Origin of the sequence: Mucilaginibacter sp. dw_454 (genome assembly GCF_018449775.1) — a bacterium.
Lineage (GTDB): Bacteria > Bacteroidota > Bacteroidia > Sphingobacteriales > Sphingobacteriaceae > Mucilaginibacter.
Map to the genome: position 1 here is coordinate 892,398 of NZ_JAAVVB010000001.1, position 19,876 is coordinate 912,273.

A 19,876-nucleotide genomic window follows, 5' to 3' on the forward strand; every position below is an offset into this window, starting at 1 on the left:
TATTGAAGTCCTCCCTTCCGGGGAGGATTTAGGAGGGGCTATTCATCCAGCTTAGAACGCTTGCTCATATCAGGCATAAAAATTACCGTAATCAACGATATACCCACACAAACTGCCAGGTACCAGTAAAACCCATCAGGGTAGCCGGCTTTTTTGAAACCTAGCGCAACCGACTCAGCCGTGCCGCCAAATATAGCCACGGTAATGGCGTAGGGAAAAGCCACGCCTAATGACCTAATATTTACCGGGAATAATTCGGCCTTTACAATGGCCGATATGGAGGTATTTAAACTCAGGATAACGAGCGCGACTGTGATAATGGTTGTCGCCCAGAAAAAACTATGCGTCTGCCCTAATAATACCATTGCCGGCACGGATAAAACACTTAAGGATACCGCGATGATCATGAAGCGTTTACGATTCATGATATCGCCTAACATACCGGCTAACGGCTGTGCCAACATGAAGATAAACAGGGCAATGGCTATGATTAGCGTCGAGTCGCTTTTACTAAAGCCCGAGGTATTAACCAAAAACTTTTGTACATAAGTAGTGAGCGTATAATAAGTAATAGTTAGCCCGACGGTAAACCCCACAATAATGAGCGACTCCTTACGGTATTTATACAACTCTTTTAAGCTGCCGCGTTTTTGCGTTGCGATTTTCTCTGTGCTGAAAGCCTCGCTCTCTGTCATGTTGCGGCGCAGGTAAACAGCCGACAAAGCCAGCAAAGCGCCGATACCAAATGGAATGCGCCAGCCCCAGGTAGCTAGTTGTGCCGGTGTTAACAGGCATCGTTGTAATAACAATAAAATGCCCAAAGCAATTAACTGGCCGACAATAGTAGTAACATATTGAAAACTCGAATATAATCCCCTTCGGTTTTTTGGAGCGATCTCGCTCAGGTAGGTTGCCGCGGTGCCGTACTCGCCGCCTACGCTTAAACCTTGCAGCATGCGGGCCAGCACTAATATCAAAGGAGCGGCTATGCCGATAGTTGAATACCCGGGCACACAAGTGATAATGAGCGAGCCGCCGCTCATCAAAATAATTGATAAAGTTAGCGCCGCTTTACGGCCTTTTCTATCTGCATAAGCGCCCATGAGCCAACCGCCTATAGGCCGCATTAAAAAGCCGATAGCAAATATGCCTGCGGTATTAAAAAGCTGCGCAGTTTGATCTTGTTTCGGGAAAAACGTATCGGCAAAATAAAGCGAAAAGATCGAATAAACATACCAGTCATACCACTCGATCAAATTACCGACCGAGCCGCTAAAAACCTGCGTGAAATGTTTACCTAATGACTTTGTCATGTTGTACGTTTGACATTATACGTAGTACGTTATGAATGCAAAATGTTAAAATACAGGATTGGCAGTAATTTACAAAACGTACTACGTATCACGTACAACGTCAAACCTAAACCAGGTTCTTTTTAATATAATTATAACTCTGCGTAATGCTGTTAAACGGATCGCCGGGTGTTTGGTCTTGCTCTACGAAGAAATACTTCAAGCCGGCTTTGTCAGCATGTTTAAATATGTTTTTAAAGTCGATAATACCGTTGCCTACCTCTGTAAAGTTACGCGCCGGTGTCTTATCCATATCCTTCACATGAAACAGCGGGAACCTGCCCGGGTTTTCATTGATCAGGGCAATTGGGTCTTGATTGGCTTTGGTAATCCAGTACAGGTCCATTTCCATTTTTACGAGGTCCTTATCACTATTGGCCAATATAGTTTCGTAAGGGTATTTGCCGTCCTCCTGCTTAAACTCAAAATCGTGGTTATGATAACTCAGTTGGATGCCCGATTTTTTACAGGTTTCGCCGGCTTTGTTTAAATAGTCTGCCAGTTTTTTGAAATGATCCAGGTTACCGCGCTCGCTGTCTGCCAGCCAGGCGCAAACCATATATTTCAGGCCCACTTCGGCCGCGTCATCAACGGCTTTCTGCCAATCATGCAGAATTGTTCCTACTGTGTCCTTGCCTTTGTCTTGCTCCTCGCCCAGGCGATAATGGCTGCTCAGCATCACCAGTCCGTTTTGTTTTAAAACTTTGCTGAAAGCTTTCGGCTCCATACCATAAAATTTTTCGTCGCCGGTGTAAGTCGCACCTTCTACCGAGTTATAACCAACCTTTGCCACTTTAGCCAGCGCGGCTAAAGGATCAGCAGCCATGGCATCGCGCACGGTGTAGAGTTGCAGGCCGATATACTTTTTGTCGTAAGCGAAGGCTTTGTAGTTTGACAACACCCCTGCTGCCGAAATTACAGCCGATGCCTTTACAAAAGAACGTCTATTTAACATAAGATAGTTTATTAGGTAATAAATTGGTTCACCGGACAAGATAGATCAAGTTCACGATTTTTCAAAATACCCAGGATACAGTTACTGGTATCCCATTGCTTGCAATTGGAACAACTCGGCATACCTACCTTCTTTCAGCAACAGGTCATCGTGACTACCAACCTCAACGATCTCACCCTTGTCAAGCACGATAATTCTATCGGCCATGCGTACCGTAGAGAAACGGTGCGAAATAAGCACGGCCATTTTACCTTCGGTTAATTCTGTAAAACGTTCAAACACCTGGAACTCTGCGCGCGCATCCAGTGCCGATGTTGGTTCATCCAGAATAACCAGTTGAGCACTGCGCATATAAGCGCGGGCTATGGCTACTTTTTGCCATTCGCCGCCCGATAGTTCCACACCATCGGCAAAGCGCTTGCCTAACATTTGGTCGTAGCCGCCCGGCAGTTTCTGCGCCAATTGGTCGGCCAGGCTTTGTTGGGCCGCAATTTTAATTAGTTCCTGGTTAGCTTTTTCTTCGATGTTACCGGCAGCTATATTTTGCGAGAACGTCATTTGGTAGCGCAAAAAATCCTGGAAAATAATGCCGATGTGCTTACGTACCTCAGTCAGATCATACTCGCGCAGATCGTAACCATCTAATAAAATGCGCCCTTCGGTTGGGTCATACAAACGGGCCAGTAGTTTAACCAGTGTACTTTTGCCGGCGCCATTCTCTCCTACTAAAGCCAGTTTTTCGCCGGGATGCAGGGTGAAGTTTAAATTGCGATTGGCCCATCGTTCGCTATGCAGGTAACGGAAACCTACATTCTCAAAAGTAAATCCCTGCTGTATCACATCAGGGAAAGGCCTTGGCTTTGTATTATTATGAATTTTAGGTTGGATGTCAAAAAACTCAAAAAAGTCGCTCAAAAATATGGCTCCCTGCGATACTGAAGTGAAGCGGTTCAAGATCCCTTCCAACAAAGCCCGCAATTGACGAAATGATCCTGCCAGAAAAGTTAGCTCGCCTATAGTTAGTGCGCCGTCAACCGTACGCTTAATGATGAATACGTAGGCGCCATAATAGCCCAGACTACCCAACAATGCAAAACCAGTACCCCAGACCGAACGCTTAACCGCTATGCGTTTATTATCTACAAAGAATTTATCAGACAGTACCTTAAACCGGTCAATGATAAATCCTGATAGGTTAAACATTTTAATTTCTTTAGCCGTCTCGTCGCTGGCGCCTATGTAACGCAGATAATCCAGTTCGCGGCGTTGTGGGGTTTGACCGCGGGTTAGTGCGTAGCTTCTGTCGTTAAAGTATGATTCGCCTAAAAATGCAGGCAGTATAGCTATCACCAGCAAAACAATCAGCCAGGGATTAAATACGATTAGTCCGGCTGCTAAAAATCCTATGGTAATAAAATCCTGCACCTGACTCATTACCTGCGAGAGCAATATGGTTCGTCCGATAGTTTGCTGCCTTGCTCTTTCCAGTTTATCGTAAAATATGGCGTCCTCAAATTGGTCAAGATCCAATATGGCAGCGTGCTCCATGATCCTGACAGAGGTATGATTGGCAAACAGATCGCCCAGTAAGCTATCTATCAGCGAAATTACCCTTGTCAACGCATCAGATAATATCGCCAACACAAACTCCAGGCCTACCAGCTTCCATAAATGTGCCTCGGCCAATGATTCATGCGTCCGGTTAAGATGTACTACCTGATCAATAATTAATTTGCCAACTAACAGCAACAAAAACGGTATAGCCGCTTTAATAAAACGCAGGGCGATATTGGCGGCCATCATAGCAGGACCAGACTGCCAAACCAGCTTGAAAAACGCCGGCAGATTACGCAAGGCGCGCAATCGTTCTTTTAAAGTAATTTTGGTTGTAGCTGGGTTATTGTCTCTTGGCATCCGTTGTTAAAAACGACTAAGTTATCAAGATTGAACTACCTGTAGGCAAACAATTTACTTTATGACATTAATATAGACCGGAGTCATTAACTCATGAGCTAACTACTCCGGTCTATGAAAGTAATTTACAAATCCACCATTTTCCTTTGCGCCTCGGTATAGCGGTCGCCAGTAATCTGGATCTTAGAAGTCGATTCGTTGATCTGCGCCAGTTCGTCCGCAGTTAATTCAACTTTTGTCGATCCGATGTTTTCTTCCAAACGGTTTAATTTAGTGGTGCCGGGGATGGGTACGATCCATGGTTTTTGCGCTAATAACCAACCCAACGCAATTTGCGCGGTAGTGGTGCCTTTTTCTGCAGCAAATTTATCCAGGAGTGCTATCAGTGCTTGATTTGCTTTTAACGCTTCCGGCTCAAATCTAGGGTTATTAGCCCGGAAATCGTGACTGTCAAATTTTGCGCCTGCATTCATCTTTCCTGTCAGAAAGCCCCTACCTAATGGACTAAAAGGCACCAGGCCAATGCCCAGTTCTTCTAACGTTGGAATGATGTTTTCTTCGACATTGCGTGTCCATAAAGAATACTCGCTTTGCAAAGCAGTTACAGGTTGAACAGCATGGGCCTTGCGAATAGTTTGCGCACCGGCTTCTGATAAGCCAAAATGCTTTACTTTTCCTTCCGAGATCAAATCCTTTACGGTGCCGGCAACATCTTCAATAGGCACATTCGGATCAACACGGTGCTGATAAAGCAGATCAATGGTTTCTATATTTAATCGTTTCAACGAACCTTCTACCGCCTCGCGAATATGCGCGGGCCGACTGTTTACTCCACTCATTTTGCCATCCTGAATATTGAATCCAAATTTGGTAGCAATCACAACCTGGTCGCGTAACGGGGCCAATGCCTCGCCCACAATTTCCTCATTGGTATAAGGGCCGTATACTTCGGCCGTGTCAAAAAAGGTAACACCCTTTTCTACCGCAGCACGTAAAAGTGCAATAGCGTCTTTCTTATCCATTGGCTGGCCGTAGGCATAATTAAGGCCCATGCATCCCAATCCCAGGGCAGATACTTCTAACCCGCTTTTTCCTAATTGTCTTTTTTTCATAATCTCTGATGATGCTTTTACTGTTTGATATTAACAGCGCAAGTTACCGCCTGTTTTTATTAAAAAAAGTTCTATAATGTAACGTTTTTAACAGAAATTTGTCCTATCAATATGAGCAATCCATCAAAAATAATCCGCAAACCACTGTTAACTGCAGAACTGGGTTCTAAGCAGATTACTACCGTCGAAATTAAAGAGATCAAATTTGAGCCGGGCCAAAAAACCGGGGTTCATTTTCATCCCTGCCCGGTGACGGGCTATATTGCTTCAGGTTCTGTCGATTTTCAAATTGAAGGCGAAGAAGAAATTTTTATACCCACAGGTGGCGCATTTTACGAACCCGCAGGTAAAACCATTATTAAGTTTGATAATCATTCTGATACAGAACCGATGACCTTCATAGCCTTCTATCTGCTAAATGGCAACCAGGAGTTAATTAAAATGTTGTAAATCCTCTAAATAAAAAAGCCGGCAACTAAAAAGTTACCGGCTTTTTTATGCAAAAGTTTTATAGGGTTACAGTTTAATCTTCACAAAGTAAATTGTATTGTCATCAACTTTTTTAGTTGATGGTAGAATTTTTGGAGCAAAACCGCTCGCACCATTGTCAGCTACACCAAAATCATCGTCATTCGAGATGGCAAGGATATTTCCAGGCAATAGCGCCAGGCCTTCGCACTTATCATGGGTATAAGGTGTTGGCAGGTCCTTTAACAGATCGAGCACCACTGTTTTTGTAACCGGGGTAACTCCGGCTGCTTGCAAGCCCGATAAGTCATTTAATTGTTCTACTGTTTTGCCGCTATACAGTTTACCATTAACGCCGTTTGTAGGGTCAGAAATATCTGTAGCATTGCTGATATCAATTTTAAATACTTTTTTAAACGTAGCCGGAGCAACCGGATCGCCTGCAAAAAGCGCATCACGTTCAACTGTTAAAAATGTAGTGGCATTAACTGCTACAATATCACTAACACCGGTAAGCGTTATGTTATCCATCAAATAAGCATATTGTTTAGTTGCACCGGTAGCAATATCGAAAGTAAGAATACGTAACACCAATGAATTGGCGACAGCAGTTTTTGAGGGGTTAAGCATTGGCGACTGCATCATACCTACCAGGGTTTTTCCATCCGGGGTGACAGTTAATCCTTCCATGCCACGATTTGGTTTGCGGGTTGCAAATACCAAAGGTATTTTGCGGCCGCCTGTACCGGTTCCAAATGGATTGATACGTTCGATAGTGCGGCCGGTAGCGTCAAAATGTATAATATGCGGTCCGTACTCATCGCTAACCCAAAAAGTACCATCAGGCATTCTGGTTAAACCTTCAGAGTCTATTCCATCTGCACTATAAGGTAGCAAATTACCACTCAAATCGTATGGAACTTCGCCGGTATTTCCAACCCCGATAGGATTTGGTAAGCCTGTTAAATTAACACCGGCAGCATTTTTAAATTGAATGGTTGACTCTAAAGTCAATACGCCATCCTTTAATCTGAATTTACCTATTGACGGTGTAAAGTCGGGTTTACCGATAACAATAGCGGTTGCGCTTTGTTGCCCAACTACGTTTGGCCCGCGATCGGTCATCAGGTAAAATACATTTGGATCATTAGGGTCTGCAGCTATGGCAGAACCAAAACCTCCATTATAGGCTTTTGTACCATTAGGTGCCGTAAAGAAAACTGCCGGGTTAGTAGCTTCTGCTATAGCAGGATAACTTACCGGTGTTGTTACCGGGGCATCGTTGTGATTTTTTTTACAGGCTGTAATAGCTGCCACTAATGCAATAATGCATAGGAGTTGTTTTTTCATGTTAGATAGCGTTATTATTTTTCACAAAAAAACACTGGGGGTGTAAACCTATTATTAATTAGGAAACATGAATTGATTAAATAAATGAAGTTTGTAATAACTTAAAGACAAGTTTCCTGGAATTATATTTGACATTTTGCGCAAATACACATAAGCAATTTCTGATTATCAAAAACACACTAAACAAAAAAACATGAATAAAGAAACCATACAACCGGATCCATCAATAAAAGAGGCAAAAATACTTGAAGTACTTAATGCACACTGGCAGGCATCCGCAGCGGGTGGTATAGATGCAGAACATGATATTTACGCTGACGACGCTATTTGTGATTATCCGCAGTCGGGCGAGCGAATTTTAGGGCGAGCCAACTTACAAGCCCTGCGAAGCCATCATCCGGGCAAACCGTCAGGCTTCAATGTAAAGCGTATTGCCGGAAGTGGTGATCTTTGGGTTACGGAATATACTATTAATTACCAGCAAAAATCTGCTTATACGGTAAGTATTATGGAGTTTCGTAACGGCAAAGTTGTGCATGAGACACAGTATTTTGCCGATGCCTTTGAAGCGCCGGTTTGGCGAAAGCAATGGGTTGAGCAGATGAGATGATTTATATTTTGACTATGGTTTATCATAAGTTAATCTATCTTTGGACTCAAATTTTATAAAATATTTTCATGGCAAAAGCATCCGAAATTAAAGTCGGCAACATATTACGCTTCAACGGTGAACTGGTAACCGTTACCGAAGTGCTGCATCGTACACCGGGAAAAGGTGGCGCGTTCTACCTGGATAAGTTTCGTAATATTAAAACCGGCAAAATTGTCGAGGCCCGTTTGGCAACCGACGAGCAAGTAGAGATTTGCCGCGTAGAAACGAGTGATTTTCAATATTTGTACGAGGATGGCGATTTTATGGTCATTATGGATAATGCTACCTTCGATCAGCATAATATTCCGAAAGCCCTATTTGGGCCTGCGGTAAAATTTCTGAAGGAAGGAATGGACGTGATTGTTTCTTTTGAAAGTGAAGAACCAATTATGGCCCAGACACCTAACTTCGTAGAACTGGAAATTACTTATGCCGAGCCGGCGGTTAAAGGTGATACTTCATCCGGCGCTTTGAAGGTTGCGACAACAGAAAATGGAATTGAGATACGGGTACCACTTTTTGTAAACCAGGGTGATAGAATAAAGGTAGATACACGCACAGGAGAATACGTTGAGCGGGCGAAATAGTCAACAATTGAATTATAAAAAAGCCGATAATTTATAGTTATCGGCTTTTTTTGTGAGCTATGTGAGACTCGAATCCAACAAGTCTTAAAGCATATACTATGTAATGACTACTATGTATCATCCCTTAATTTACGTATCTGTTCAAGCGCTACTACGTCAATCTGATCTTTAGGTCGATTGACCTTTTTTTTGTTTTCAATTAACTGATTGATATGGAGAAAAGGGATACTTACATTTTCGATATCAGCAATGGAAGCCATTTGCAGGCATTCATCAAAAGTATAGCCTTCTAAACCTTTCATATCAATTAATATATCTAATCGCATATTATTATTTAAATGAAAGTCTGTCCATCCGGGTATAAATTGCATATACTCCAACATCGGGAAATCGCCCATATCGCAAGCTATAAATGCTTTACGAAGCTGTTGCCTGTTTGCGAGGTTATCATTAATCCAAATATCTAAATCGCCGGTAAATCGTTGATAACCATGTAAGTTTATGGCATAGCCGCCAACCAAAATATACTGTACATTATTGTCCTGAAGGGCTTTCCAGAAGTTTAATATTTCTTCATCAAAAACATCCACAAATTATTTGCTGATAAAGGGTTTGTGAACTATGGTGGCTTTATTCATGGTCTGTTGAATTTTGTACAGTTGGGTAGCCATCTCGAAGCGTTCTTTATAACTTCTCTTCAACCCTTCCTTCAAAAGGTCCAGTTCAGCTTTGTCAAATGCCTGTTGTTGTTTGTCCATGTAATAAAATAGTCCTATCAAATTTATAAAAAAACTAACATATAACAAAGTTACGATTGCTATTAGGCAGAGGGATTATACCCTAATAAGTCTTTCAAAGAGAGCTTATTGTTATATCAAATATTTATATATTTGATATAACCAATTATACCTGTACCTATTCATGAAAGTAAAATGGCTGCTCATTTTGGGCTGTTTATCATTAATGGTAGACGGGTGTAAAAAAGATGCAATTAATTCTGGTTCCTCCAACCAGGCTTCTAAAATTACCGTCGAAAAATTTAGTATAAGCAACGAGTTTCAGAATAACATGGTGGTACAGCGCGACAAGCCCATAGCAATTTGGGGAAAAGCAACCACCGATACCAAAGTAGATATCAGGGTAAGCTGGAACCCCGGCAGCTTTATGGCCGTTGCTGATCAAAACGGCAACTGGAGCGTTAATATCCCTGCAACGGTTGCAAATGCCAGTCCGCAAACTATTAATTGCCATACCGATACCGGAAATTCAATTACATTAACTAATATATTGGTAGGCGACGTTTGGCTATGCGCCGGGCAATCTAACATGGTGATGGAGATTGCGCCTGTTGATCCTTTTTTAGGCGTGACCAATTACGCCCAGGAAATACAGGCCGCTCAATATCCGCTCATTCGTTTTCAAACTATACAGCAGGACTTGAAAGAAGACCCGCTCGATACTTTCAGTGATATTAACCCGTGGCAAGTATGTTCGCCGGCAACCGCGGGTAATTTAAGTGCTGTTGCCTATTTCTTTGCCCGCAAGTTACATACTTCGCTAAATGTACCTGTGGGGATTATAGTTTTGGCTGTGGATGGTTCATCATGCAGTGATTGGCTGAACAACGGCCAATGTTATAATGGGATGATAAGTCCGCTGCTTAAATTAGCCATCAAAGGTTTTATCTGGTACCAGGGAGAGAACGACCAACATATACAGCCTGTAAGCGAATATACAGTCCTAAATAAGGCATTAATTCAACGTTGGCGAGACAATTTTGCGCAAGAGACACTCCCCTTCTACCTTGTACAACTGGCGCCCTTTGCCGAGGACTTTTTTAATACTGAGCCACCTGGCGGTAATTTAACGGGCAATTATCTGGCCAAATTCAGAGAAGCGCAAGCCAATGTGCTCTCAATGTCCGGGACGGGCATGGCAGTAACCATGGATGTTGGCGACCCTGCTAATCATCACCCCCGCGACAAAAAGCAAGTAGGCGAAAGACTGGCCCTGCTTGCGCTAAAAAATACCTACAACTTAGATGTGGCTTGCTACGGCCCCAAATATCTCTCCTATTCACAAAGCGGAGATCAGCTTATCATTACTTATGTTAAAGGTACGGCAGATGGTTTAAGTACTATTAATAATAGTCCGCTTAACCAGTTTTTTTTTGTGGCCGGTGCTGATGAGATTTTCTATAACGCCCCCGCTACAATAAATGGTAACACGATTGTATTGACCATACCCCCAAATGTATCGGGGCCGGTACTATCTGTTAGATACGCGTTCACCAATGCCCCGATAACTAACCTGCAAAATGCAGCCGGTTTACCCGCCGAACCCTTTCGTACCGATAGCTGGTAGTTTGGCGAAGGATATTAAACAAAAAACCCAGCCAAATTGACCGGGTTTAGTTGTGTGCGGAAGAAGGGACTCGAACCCCCACGCCGTGAAGCGCCAGATCCTAAGTCTGGTGCGGCTACCAATTACGCCACTTCCGCATTAGGATTTTTTAGAGCTGCAAAGATAGCCCAATTTAACAGATTACGAAATTGTTAACGAAACTTTTTTATAAACGCCTTATTATACAGCAATTAGGTTTTTTATAAACTGCTTATTGATTGTAGATCTGGTACACCCCAACTATTTGCCGGCTTTTACCTACCAATACGTTGGTGATCTTCTTCTCCATCATCAGTGCTTCTACCTGGCTGATAAATTCAGTTTCATCAACAATGATAGGGTTTGTAGTCATCATATCGGCGACAGACAGCTTAGAAATATCCTGATTTTTTAGCAGGGCACGACGCAAGTCCCCATCGGTAATAATGCCGTCTATATAGTTTCTATCACCAACTATCACCATCCCCAGTTTACCTTCAGACATACTGAGCAATACATCAGTAAAAGAAGCCTCTTTGCTAATCAACGGAAGATTATCGGTACGCATTAAATCTTTAACCCGTGTCAATAATTTGCGGCCCAAACTACCTCCGGGATGAAAGCGTGCAAAATCTTCTTCCTGGAAATTCCGGGACTCCATCAGCGCAATTGCCAGGGCATCGCCCATAACTAAAGCAGCCGTAGTCGACGACGTTGGTGCAAGGGCCAGCGGGCAAGCCTCGCGGGTAATATTGATATTTAAATGATGATCGCTATTTTTGGAAACAGTTGAGGTGGCACTACCAGTTAAGCTGATAATCAGGTTGTTATTCCATTTTAAAAATGGGATAACTTTTAAAACTTCATCAGTTTCGCCAGAATAAGAAATCAGGATAACTGCATCATCGCTGCTGATAATTCCCAGGTCGCCATGGAAGGCATCACCCGGATGCAGGAACAAGGCCGGGGTGCCTGTACTTGACAAGGTTGCGGCAATCTTCTTGCCTATCAACCCCGACTTACCCACACCGATAACAATCACCTTACCGGTATGAGCTAAAATGGCTTCGACAGCGCCGGTAAACGTATCGTCAATCAGTCCTGCAACGTGTTGCAATGATTCAATCTCAACCTCGAAAACTCTTTTGGCAATATCCTTCATTTTACGTTATACGTAATACGTTTGACGTAATACGTTTTTTTATCTCTCCATATTCCTACGTAAAACGTACAACGTCTCACGTATAACTTTAACGCGTAAAACGTAAAACGTCCCACGTATAACCCATTCACTATCCTAATAGCGGTTTAATTACTTCTTCGAGTTCGTGCAGCTTCACCATGTTAGGGCCGTCGCTTAGTGCGTTATCCGGATCTGGGTGTGCTTCCATGAAATAACCATCTGCGCCAAATGCTTTAGCGGCCAGGGCCATCATAGGTACAAAAGTGCGGTCGCCACCGGTTTTGCCGTTTGCACCGCCGGGCCGTTGTACGGAATGCGTACAATCCATACAAATTGGATAGCCAAATTTCTTCATATCGTAGATATTTCTGAAATCGACAGCTAAATTATTGTAGCCGTACATGTTGCCACGTTCGGTTAATATTACCTGCTCATTGCCTGCCTCAACCACTTTTTGTGCCGGGTAAAACATATCCTGGCCAGAAAGAAACTGTGCTTTTTTAACGTTTACTATTTTACCGGTTTCGGCAGCGGCTACCAGCAAATCAGTTTGGCGGCATAGAAACGCCGGGATCTGCAAAATATCAACTACCTGTGCAGCGATAGCGGCCTGGTAAGGCTCGTGGATATCGGTAGTAACCGGCAGGTTAAATTTCTCTTTTACGTTTTGCAGCATCTCCATACCTTTTTCAATACCCGGTCCGCGGTATGAGTGTATAGACGTACGGTTAGCTTTATCGAACGATGATTTAAAAATTACTTGTATGGGATACTTCTGCCCTATCTCGGCCACCTTTTCGGCTACCTGGTACAAAAGTTCCTGGTTTTCCATTACACATGGCCCCAATATAAAAAATGGCTTTTGCTTAATGCTATCAAATAATGTCATGCAACAAAGATGAGAAATTTTATGTTTAAGCACTAATTGCATTTTCTTACCGCTAAATTTGCGCCATGATCAATTACTTTGACTTTTACGCCATCCCGCAATCGTTTAACCCGGATGCCGCCCACTTAAAAAAGAAGTTTTACGAGCTAAGCAAGCAATATCACCCTGATTTTTACGCTAACGAGGACGAGGCTAAACAACAAGAAATACTGGAATTATCTACCCTGAATAACAAAGCCTACCAGACGCTTTCTGACCCGGCCAGGCGCCTTGAATACATTTTAAAGCTGCGTGGTTTAGTATCAGAAGGTGCAAAACCGCAATTGCCAGCAGATTTTTTAATGGAAATGATGGATGTAAACGAACGCCTGATGGAAGTTGACAGTGCCGAAGAATTAGGCAGTATAACCGCAGAAGTTCTTGCCGTTGAGGGCGATATGAATGAAGAGCTAAACCAACTAACGGCCGACTACGAGCAACTGGACGACATTGCCAAAGAAAGTCGCCTGAACGATATTGCAAATATTTACTACAGACAAAAATATCTGTTGCGAATTAAAGAGAGTTTAAATACATTTGCATCCCGCTTCTGAGGGTTGAAATACACCAACAGCAAAGCATGCCCAGCTGGCGGAATTGGTAGACGCGCTGGTCTCAAACACCTGTGGGAAACCGTGCCGGTTCGACTCCGGCGCTGGGTACGGGTAAAAAACCGTATGTCCAATGTATGTTGGATATACGGTTTTTTTGTTATTGATGCAATCATGCCGCATCAATAAGAGATGCGAAACAGGAGCTATCCAATAAGCAGCAACAATCGGGTTAGTTAAATTCACGCATGCCTATTTCTTTAACCTATTTAAAATGTTGATGGGTGTATCCCATAGTTACCCGCCCAATGCCACATAACACTGCATGCTATAAGCATAAGTTTTTTCATCACCCTTAGTTTTTAATATCCAGCCGCGCTATTGTTTTTTAGCCTTTTACATAAACGGAGATTGTAGGAGTGAGATGTAAAATCATAGACTCGTTATCAGGCTAATTCGTAAACGCAGGAATTAAATAACTGGTCATCATTTGGTCGACCTGGGGATGAGCATAGGGCATATTGTAGGCGGTTGCGGTGATCACGATAACGAGCGGCTGGTCTTTGAAGATATAAACCTTGCTGCCGCCGTTGCCGGCACAATACCAGGTCTCGTAATTTTTGTTGCCTGCCGCATAGGTTTTATTCCAAAAAAGATACCCATAAAACTCATTCGGTCTGCCGGGTAATGGTAATTGTTTGCTCAATAACCGAGCGACCCATGCAGCTGGGATCAATTGTTTTCCGTTCCATAGCCCGCCGTTTTTGTAGAGCTGGCCAAATTTTGCATTATCTAGTGACGATAAGGCCAGGCCTCCTGCCGTGTTGACCACTTTTTGCGGGGTATATTGCCACTGATATTTGCTGATGCCAAGCGGCTTAAAAAGTTTCTTGTCAGCAAACTTTTCCAGTCCTCCGGGAACGCAGTTGTTCAGGATATCCCCCAACACTACAACACCGGCGGTAAAATAGTCCCATTGTTTGCCATTGGTTTTCGCACTGTCCATCGGCAGATCCAAAGCGAACCTGACCCAGTTAGCCGCAGGGTACATGTTTTCTTCGTTACCCGGTGAGTCCTGGTTGTCATCGGAACCTTTAAAAGCCGAACTCATGCTCAGCAGGTCGCTGATCTTCACACTATCCTTTTTGGCGGAATAATGAGCATAAGATCGCAGGTTGTAAAAGTCTTTCAGCTTTTGGCGCTCGTTTTTAATATAATGGTCTCTGATGGCTATGCCCATCAATGCCGAGGTATAGGATTTGCTTGCGGAGCGGGTATTGTGTAAAGTTCTGCGATCCGCGCCGTTAAAATATTCTTCCAGTAAAAGTTTTCCATTTTTGATCACCACGACGCTGGTGATCTTTTTCAGGTCGTGGTGAAGGATAGCCCGGTTCATTTTTTTGATGAGCTCCCGATCATATTTTGCATTGGAAAGCGGCCAACTGCTGCCCGCAACGACCGGCTGTATGGCAGTCTGCGCATCTGTAACGTTTGGCTTAATGATATTCAGTTTGGTTTGCCCTGTTGCTATTATAGGACCGGTAATTACCGAATCCAAACGGAGATAGGGCCTTATCTCGATCCTGAGGTCATGTGTACCTTCGGTCAGCGCTGCCTCTCCGCCCCTTAACGTGAACCGCATCCAAAGGAACCTTCCCCAGGAATCTTCATCTGTATTGGAAACCAGGGGAACGCGAAAGTTTGTTTGCGTCTTTTTTTGCTCCGGCGTCCCGGCGCCCGCATTTAAGTTTTCGGTATAGACTAACTTGCCGTCGGCATAAAAGGCGAACTGAAAGTTGCCCTTTCTGGCTAAACCGTTTATATCCATCGTGGGCGCCAACGGCTGTAAATAAGTAGTTAATGGTCTTTGCATCCTGACCCGCATGTCAAAAGCAGTGGTATCGGTGATGTCCGTCTTGCTCAACGTAATGGTATCCCTGGTCTGCCCGAAGGACCGGAAAGTTATTATTAATAAAATGATCGTGTAAATTCTTTTCATAGGGTAAAAGTAAACAAGCAAAATCCTATAAAATAGAACAGGATTAACTTATCAGTAGCTTCCGGTACACCGAGGGAGTGGTACCAACGACCGACTTAAAGCAGCGAATAAAATGGCTCTGGTCGGCAAAGCCGCAGTGTATTGCGATCCTGGTCAGTGATAACCTGGTGTCAGGTAGCAGCGCCAATGCCTGTTCCACCTTGATCTTCCTAAGATATTCGCCCAGCGTGCAACCGAGGTATTTAGCGGACATCCGCGATATATGGACCGGGTGCAGACCTAACTCCTGCGACAACTGATCCAATGATAGAAGACGCTCCTCATGAAGGATCTCTTTTAAACGCGGCACCCATCCAATCTTGGGGAGGTCACCGGCTAGTATCCGTAATAAAAGATCGTCGATGGACAAGCTGCTGTCATGATCATTCAGTTTCAGTTCGCTGAAAAGCCGGTAGAATATGAGCTTACTTTGCGTATGATCGATCTTTAAGCTGCCTTCCATGCTGCGCAGGTCAAACCGCTGGAACCATTTTTCTTCTATCTCAATGTGAAAACCGCGGGTAAAACCATCGGGCTTTTGATTATAATGCGGCTCCTGGTGATGATGATATAATAAAGTACCCGGCGAACAATATACCAGCCCTTTCTGATTGCCTTCCAATACAGCGCCCTGCAAAATAAAGGTGAAATAAGCATGTTCATGGTAATGCCAGTCCACGTAAGGATGGGTATAGACCGTATCGGTAAGTATCAGGCCATCCAGCCTTAAAACCTGATCTGTGTCACCAAAAAACTCGCCTGTTTTCAATTGTCGCATAACGATTAGATAGGGCCTGCGAAAATTAGTTACAAAGGCAATTTGGGTTCTTGATCGATAAAACAGAAATAGTTTTTAAGTCCTAGACAAGCATTCAGAGAACTACGTGTCTTCGACTATATGATATTGATCTTAAAGTAGGTATCGACCTGTGTTATCTCGCGAAGAGCTAAAAAGTTCGACATCGGTTAAGTCTATTCCTACTTAGGAACACTTAAAGATCCAGCTCAGCTTCAAGCAATTGAGCGGGGGTTTTTGAATACTATTTTTAACTTTCCTGGTAACGAAAATTCCTCTTCATCCATTTTTGTAATAATGATTAATAACTTTACCCCGTGAAATTACTCTGCCTGATATTATCTGTTTATGTCATTCTGCTTTCAACAAAGCCATGTTGCGCGGATAATGATTGCCAGCGAAAAACAGCTACAAAAAAGGAACAAGCAGATAAGTCTCCCACTAAAGAAAAAGAATGTCCCGGTTGTTCGCCATTTTTTACCTGTGGTTCATGCGTTGGTTTTATCGTTTGCAAACTGCTAACAATCAACTTTCCGATTGTTGCTAAAAACCATAAAACTTATCATCTTGCCTATCAGCAACCTTACATCGAAAAAATAAGTCTTTCTATTTGGCTTCCTCCTAAGATAAGTTAATACGATTTTATAGCCCAATGGCTGAATTTTTCTGTTTTAACTTAATTATATACTATAATGAAAAAAATAACCGTGCTTATCACAGCACTGCTTTATACTGCTATAGCCTATTCTCAAAATATATACAAGGCGATGATTAAGGACGCCAAAACAAACGAAACTTTGATTGGCGCAACTGCATCTATTCAAAGCACCTCTATCGGTGCTTCATCTGATACCGCCGGATTAATCACGCTTATCAAAATCCCTAACGGCAAGCAGGTCATCCGGTTTAGTTACGTAGGTTATGAAACCCGGCTGGATACCTTGACTTTTCCGTTAACACAAACCGGGCCTACGCTGATCTTATTGCACTCAGCGGGCAAAGGTGACGGCCAGGAACTGGAAACTGTGGTGATTGGAGCCACTCGAAGCAGCCGGACGATTGCCAACATCCCCACCCGTGTTGAAGTAATATCCGGTGATGAACTGGATGAAAAAGGGAATATGAAACCCGGCGATATACGCATGATGCTGGCCGAAAGTACAGGTATTCAAACCCAGCAAACATCTGCTACGAGTGGCAACTCCAGTATTCGCATACAAGGGTTAGATGGTAAATATACGCAGATCATCCGCGATGGTTTTCCGCTATATTCTGGTTTTTCGGGCGGCTTGGGATTATTGCAGATAGCACCGTTGGATTTAAAACAAGTGGAGGTAATTAAAGGTTCATCTTCTACCTTATCTGGCGGTGGCGCTATTGCCGGTTTAGTTAACCTTGTATCTAAAACACCTACTAACGAACGACACCTGGACTTTCTGTTAAATGGTAACTCCGCATTGGGACTAGATGCCAGTGGTTTCTATTCACAGAAGTTTGACAAGACTGGTACAACTGTTTATGCGGCCTATAATCATGGGACGCCTTATGACCCAGCGGACATCGGCCTTTCTGCCATACCGCGTTACAACCGCTACACTTTAAACCCCAAACTGTTTTTTTACCTTGATAAGAATACCACTTTAATTACGGGTATCAATGCTACGGTTGAAAACCGCATTGGTGGCGATATGCAATACCTCAAAGGTGATGGCGATGCCCAGCATTCTTACTATGAGTTAAACAAAACCGGGCGTTATAGTTCACAGGTAGAACTTAACCATAAATTAGACGATAAAGAAAAACTGACTATTAAAAATAGCGTCAGCTATTTTGACCGCAGCATCAATTTGCCGGGCTATCGCTTTTCAGGTGTACAAATTTCTACTTATAGCGAAGCCAATTATGCTTATAATGGTGAAAAAATAGATTGGGTGGCGGGTTTGAACTACTTAACTGATAATTTTAACGAAGATCAAAACAGCAGTTTTCCTTTACGCAGCTACAATTACAATACGATTGGCGCATTTGTCCAAAATACCTGGAACGTTACCGATAAATTTATTCTGGAATCCGGGTTAAGGGGCGATTATCATAATGAATATGGCGTTTTCATATTGCCACGCATTTCAGGCTTGTATAAGATCAATTCGCATTTCTCTACCCGTTTGGGTGGTGGTTTAGGTTATAAAGCCCCTACTGTATTTACCGAAGATGCAGAACGCGTCGAGTTCAGAAACGTTCTGCCGATAGATGTCGTAAACACAAAAGCCGAACGTTCTTATGGCGCAAATTATGATATTACTTACCGGACTGGCTTATTTAATGACCAGATTAGTTTTAGCATCAATCAGCTATTCTTTTATACCCGGATTAATAACCCCATTATATTGACCCCATTGGCTAATGGCGACCTGCAATATCTTCAACCGCAGGGCGATCTGAATACAAAGGGAATGGAAACCAATGTTAAATTAACTTATGGAAACTTTAAGCTATTCCTGGGCTATACACTGGCTGACGTGATGCAGCATACCGACAACACCATTTCTACTTATCCCCTGGTTTCTAAGAACAGGTTGAATAATGTGCTGATTTATGAGGTCGAGGATAAATTCAAGATCGGCGCGGAAGCTTACTATTTCAGCCCGCAGCTATTAAATGACGGTACGACCGGGAGGGGGTATTGGACGGCGGGGCTAATGGCCGAAAAAATATGGGAACGATTTTCGCTGTTTGTTAATTTTGAGAACTTAACAGATACAAGGCAAACTAAGTTTGGGGCTATTTATACAGGCAGTATTACTAACCCAGACTTCAAAGACATTTATGCGCCGCTGGATGGCTTCGTGGTGAACGGTGGTATTAAGTTTAAATTATAATAGTGAGTCGTTATTAAATTAAAAATAGGGAATCATAAACACAAAGCCCCGACATTTCTATCGGGGCTTTTTTATTTTTGATAATGGCGTCTGAACAACTTTATGACAATTCAACTGTATAAATAGAAATGCTTTGGATGTATTTATTAAAAACTAAAAAAATGACAAAAAACAATTTGCTAAGAATGGATAATGTCGGCATCGTTGTAGAATCACTTGATGACGCTATTTCGTTTTTCTCAGAGATAGGCTTGAAGCTTGAAGGTCGGATGACCGTTGAAGGAGAATGGGCCGGTCGTGTTACCGGACTTGGTGCTCAGTGTGTAGAGATTGCCATGATGGTTACTCCTGATGGTCACAGTCGGCTTGAACTTTCGAAATTTATCAAACCTGCTACTATATCAGACCATCGGGCCGCGCCTGTTAACGCCCTGGGTTATTTACGTCCAATGTTCGCTGTTAAAGACATTGACGAAATGGTATCCAGGCTAATCAAGCATGGTGCCCAACTCGTTGGAGAAATAGTTCAATATCAGAACTCGTACCGGCTATGCTATATTCGGGGAACCGAAGGACTTCTTATCGGGCTGGCAGAAGAAATTGGCAACAAATGAGTAAAAGCAGTACATAGCTTTTTCCAAAGATTATATAATGGTGTACGGAGTTTCTTGTTCGTTGTAAGGATAACGTCGATATTTTGGTTATAGTACGTTTTTAAAAATATAGTTA

At 43.0% G+C, this 19,876-nt stretch carries 19 protein-coding genes and 2 tRNA genes; 9 read left to right on the top strand and 12 right to left on the bottom strand.

The genetic code is table 11. The features are described 5' to 3' along the window. Positions 1–38: 38 nt before the first annotated feature. The 4 genes from HB679_RS04040 to HB679_RS04055 form a co-directional block, all read right to left on the bottom strand. Positions 39–1,313, bottom strand: a complete 1,275-nt coding sequence (locus HB679_RS04040; protein ID WP_214070650.1) for an MFS transporter — start codon at positions 1,311–1,313, stop codon at positions 39–41. A gap of 106 nt (positions 1,314–1,419) precedes the next feature. Then, the gene (locus HB679_RS04045) at positions 1,420–2,307 is read right to left on the bottom strand and encodes a TIM barrel protein (RefSeq protein ID WP_214071246.1); all 888 of its coding nucleotides are present in this window, start codon (positions 2,305–2,307) and stop codon (positions 1,420–1,422) included. 81 nt (positions 2,308–2,388) lie between these two features. Then, on the bottom strand, positions 2,389–4,221 hold the full coding sequence (locus HB679_RS04050; protein WP_214070651.1) for an ABC transporter ATP-binding protein: 1,833 nt from the start codon (positions 4,219–4,221) through the stop codon (positions 2,389–2,391). Positions 4,222–4,346: 125 nt separating this feature from the next. Further along, positions 4,347–5,333, bottom strand: coding sequence for an aldo/keto reductase (locus tag HB679_RS04055; RefSeq protein WP_214070652.1), 987 nt, complete (start codon positions 5,331–5,333; stop codon positions 4,347–4,349). 111 nt (positions 5,334–5,444) lie between these two features. Here HB679_RS04055 and HB679_RS04060 point away from each other — a divergent pair, with 111 nt between their 5' ends. Next, positions 5,445–5,783, top strand: coding sequence for a cupin domain-containing protein (locus HB679_RS04060; protein WP_214070653.1), 339 nt, complete (start codon positions 5,445–5,447; stop codon positions 5,781–5,783). A 66-nt stretch (positions 5,784–5,849) separates the two neighbouring features. Here the strand turns inward: HB679_RS04060 and HB679_RS04065 are convergent, their stop codons facing one another. Further along, positions 5,850–7,151, bottom strand: coding sequence for an esterase-like activity of phytase family protein (locus tag HB679_RS04065; protein ID WP_214070654.1), 1,302 nt, complete (start codon positions 7,149–7,151; stop codon positions 5,850–5,852). A gap of 193 nt (positions 7,152–7,344) precedes the next feature. Here HB679_RS04065 and HB679_RS04070 point away from each other — a divergent pair, with 193 nt between their 5' ends. Further along, positions 7,345–7,761 carry a nuclear transport factor 2 family protein gene (locus tag HB679_RS04070; RefSeq protein WP_214070655.1) on the top strand — a complete coding sequence of 139 codons (417 nt, stop codon included), beginning with the start codon at positions 7,345–7,347 and terminating at the stop codon, positions 7,759–7,761. A 68-nt stretch (positions 7,762–7,829) separates the two neighbouring features. After that, complete coding sequence (gene efp / locus HB679_RS04075; RefSeq protein ID WP_214070656.1) at positions 7,830–8,390, top strand: elongation factor P; 561 nt, start codon at positions 7,830–7,832, stop codon at positions 8,388–8,390. Between the two features lie 110 nt (positions 8,391–8,500). On the opposite strand, the gene HB679_RS04080 is transcribed toward efp, so the two are convergent. Further along, complete coding sequence (locus tag HB679_RS04080) at positions 8,501–8,980, bottom strand: hypothetical protein (protein WP_214070657.1); 480 nt, start codon at positions 8,978–8,980, stop codon at positions 8,501–8,503. 3 nt (positions 8,981–8,983) lie between these two features. Beyond that, positions 8,984–9,148, bottom strand: coding sequence for a hypothetical protein (locus tag HB679_RS04085; RefSeq protein WP_214070658.1), 165 nt, complete (start codon positions 9,146–9,148; stop codon positions 8,984–8,986). Between the two features lie 163 nt (positions 9,149–9,311). Between HB679_RS04085 and HB679_RS04090 the strand changes: the two genes are divergently transcribed. Continuing rightward, the gene (locus HB679_RS04090; protein WP_214070659.1) at positions 9,312–10,754 is read left to right on the top strand and encodes a sialate O-acetylesterase; all 1,443 of its coding nucleotides are present in this window, start codon (positions 9,312–9,314) and stop codon (positions 10,752–10,754) included. A 55-nt stretch (positions 10,755–10,809) separates the two neighbouring features. Here the strand turns inward: HB679_RS04090 and HB679_RS04095 are convergent. The 3 genes from HB679_RS04095 to kdsA form a co-directional block, all read right to left on the bottom strand. After that, a tRNA-Leu gene (locus HB679_RS04095) sits at positions 10,810–10,891 on the bottom strand. Positions 10,892–11,004: 113 nt separating this feature from the next. After that, entirely contained in the window at positions 11,005–11,934 is a 930-nt protein-coding gene (locus HB679_RS04100) for a KpsF/GutQ family sugar-phosphate isomerase (RefSeq protein WP_214070660.1), read from the bottom strand. Positions 11,935–12,064: 130 nt separating this feature from the next. Beyond that, positions 12,065–12,886: a 3-deoxy-8-phosphooctulonate synthase gene (gene kdsA / locus HB679_RS04105; RefSeq protein ID WP_346345130.1), complete on the bottom strand. Its 822-nt coding sequence runs from the start codon at positions 12,884–12,886 to the stop codon at positions 12,065–12,067. Between the two features lie 23 nt (positions 12,887–12,909). Between kdsA and hscB the strand changes: the two genes are divergently transcribed. After that, positions 12,910–13,437, top strand: coding sequence for a Fe-S protein assembly co-chaperone HscB (hscB, locus tag HB679_RS04110; RefSeq protein WP_214070662.1), 528 nt, complete (start codon positions 12,910–12,912; stop codon positions 13,435–13,437). 28 nt (positions 13,438–13,465) lie between these two features. Next, a tRNA-Leu gene (locus tag HB679_RS04115) sits at positions 13,466–13,545 on the top strand. Between the two features lie 340 nt (positions 13,546–13,885). Here HB679_RS04115 and HB679_RS04120 read toward each other — a convergent pair. Together HB679_RS04120 and HB679_RS04125 are read right to left on the bottom strand one after the other, a co-directional pair. Next, complete coding sequence (locus HB679_RS04120; protein ID WP_214070663.1) at positions 13,886–15,433, bottom strand: serine hydrolase; 1,548 nt, start codon at positions 15,431–15,433, stop codon at positions 13,886–13,888. A gap of 43 nt (positions 15,434–15,476) precedes the next feature. Next, complete coding sequence (locus HB679_RS04125; RefSeq protein ID WP_214070664.1) at positions 15,477–16,250, bottom strand: AraC family transcriptional regulator; 774 nt, start codon at positions 16,248–16,250, stop codon at positions 15,477–15,479. A gap of 335 nt (positions 16,251–16,585) precedes the next feature. Here HB679_RS04125 and HB679_RS04130 point away from each other — a divergent pair, with 335 nt between their 5' ends. From HB679_RS04130 to HB679_RS04140, 3 genes are all read left to right on the top strand, one after another. Next, the gene (locus tag HB679_RS04130; RefSeq protein ID WP_214070665.1) at positions 16,586–16,903 is read left to right on the top strand and encodes a DUF6660 family protein; all 318 of its coding nucleotides are present in this window, start codon (positions 16,586–16,588) and stop codon (positions 16,901–16,903) included. Between the two features lie 57 nt (positions 16,904–16,960). After that, a complete protein-coding gene (locus tag HB679_RS04135) occupies positions 16,961–19,147 on the top strand; it encodes a TonB-dependent receptor (RefSeq protein WP_214070666.1) in 2,187 nt (728 codons plus the stop codon). A gap of 161 nt (positions 19,148–19,308) precedes the next feature. Beyond that, the gene (locus tag HB679_RS04140) at positions 19,309–19,761 is read left to right on the top strand and encodes a VOC family protein (RefSeq protein ID WP_214070667.1); all 453 of its coding nucleotides are present in this window, start codon (positions 19,309–19,311) and stop codon (positions 19,759–19,761) included. The last annotated feature ends 115 nt before the right edge of the window (positions 19,762–19,876 follow it).

What these genes read in the sequence shown, in the direction of transcription:
- HB679_RS04040 (WP_214070650.1), bottom strand. Translation starts at nt 1,313, where the DNA reads ATGACAAAGTCATTAGGTAAACATTTCACGCAGGTTTTTAGCGGCTCG.
- HB679_RS04045 (WP_214071246.1), bottom strand. Translation starts at nt 2,307, where the DNA reads ATGTTAAATAGACGTTCTTTTGTAAAGGCATCGGCTGTAATTTCGGCA.
- HB679_RS04050 (WP_214070651.1), bottom strand. Translation starts at nt 4,221, where the DNA reads ATGCCAAGAGACAATAACCCAGCTACAACCAAAATTACTTTAAAAGAA.
- HB679_RS04055 (WP_214070652.1), bottom strand. Translation starts at nt 5,333, where the DNA reads ATGAAAAAAAGACAATTAGGAAAAAGCGGGTTAGAAGTATCTGCCCTG.
- HB679_RS04060 (WP_214070653.1), top strand. Translation starts at nt 5,445, where the DNA reads ATGAGCAATCCATCAAAAATAATCCGCAAACCACTGTTAACTGCAGAA.
- HB679_RS04065 (WP_214070654.1), bottom strand. Translation starts at nt 7,151, where the DNA reads ATGAAAAAACAACTCCTATGCATTATTGCATTAGTGGCAGCTATTACA.
- HB679_RS04070 (WP_214070655.1), top strand. Translation starts at nt 7,345, where the DNA reads ATGAATAAAGAAACCATACAACCGGATCCATCAATAAAAGAGGCAAAA.
- efp (WP_214070656.1), top strand. Translation starts at nt 7,830, where the DNA reads ATGGCAAAAGCATCCGAAATTAAAGTCGGCAACATATTACGCTTCAAC.
- HB679_RS04085 (WP_214070658.1), bottom strand. Translation starts at nt 9,148, where the DNA reads ATGGACAAACAACAACAGGCATTTGACAAAGCTGAACTGGACCTTTTG.
- HB679_RS04090 (WP_214070659.1), top strand. Translation starts at nt 9,312, where the DNA reads ATGAAAGTAAAATGGCTGCTCATTTTGGGCTGTTTATCATTAATGGTA.
- HB679_RS04100 (WP_214070660.1), bottom strand. Translation starts at nt 11,934, where the DNA reads ATGAAGGATATTGCCAAAAGAGTTTTCGAGGTTGAGATTGAATCATTG.
- kdsA (WP_346345130.1), bottom strand. Translation starts at nt 12,886, where the DNA reads ATGCAATTAGTGCTTAAACATAAAATTTCTCATCTTTGTTGCATGACA.
- hscB (WP_214070662.1), top strand. Translation starts at nt 12,910, where the DNA reads ATGATCAATTACTTTGACTTTTACGCCATCCCGCAATCGTTTAACCCG.
- HB679_RS04120 (WP_214070663.1), bottom strand. Translation starts at nt 15,433, where the DNA reads ATGAAAAGAATTTACACGATCATTTTATTAATAATAACTTTCCGGTCC.
- HB679_RS04125 (WP_214070664.1), bottom strand. Translation starts at nt 16,250, where the DNA reads ATGCGACAATTGAAAACAGGCGAGTTTTTTGGTGACACAGATCAGGTT.
- HB679_RS04135 (WP_214070666.1), top strand. Translation starts at nt 16,961, where the DNA reads ATGAAAAAAATAACCGTGCTTATCACAGCACTGCTTTATACTGCTATA.
- HB679_RS04140 (WP_214070667.1), top strand. Translation starts at nt 19,309, where the DNA reads ATGACAAAAAACAATTTGCTAAGAATGGATAATGTCGGCATCGTTGTA.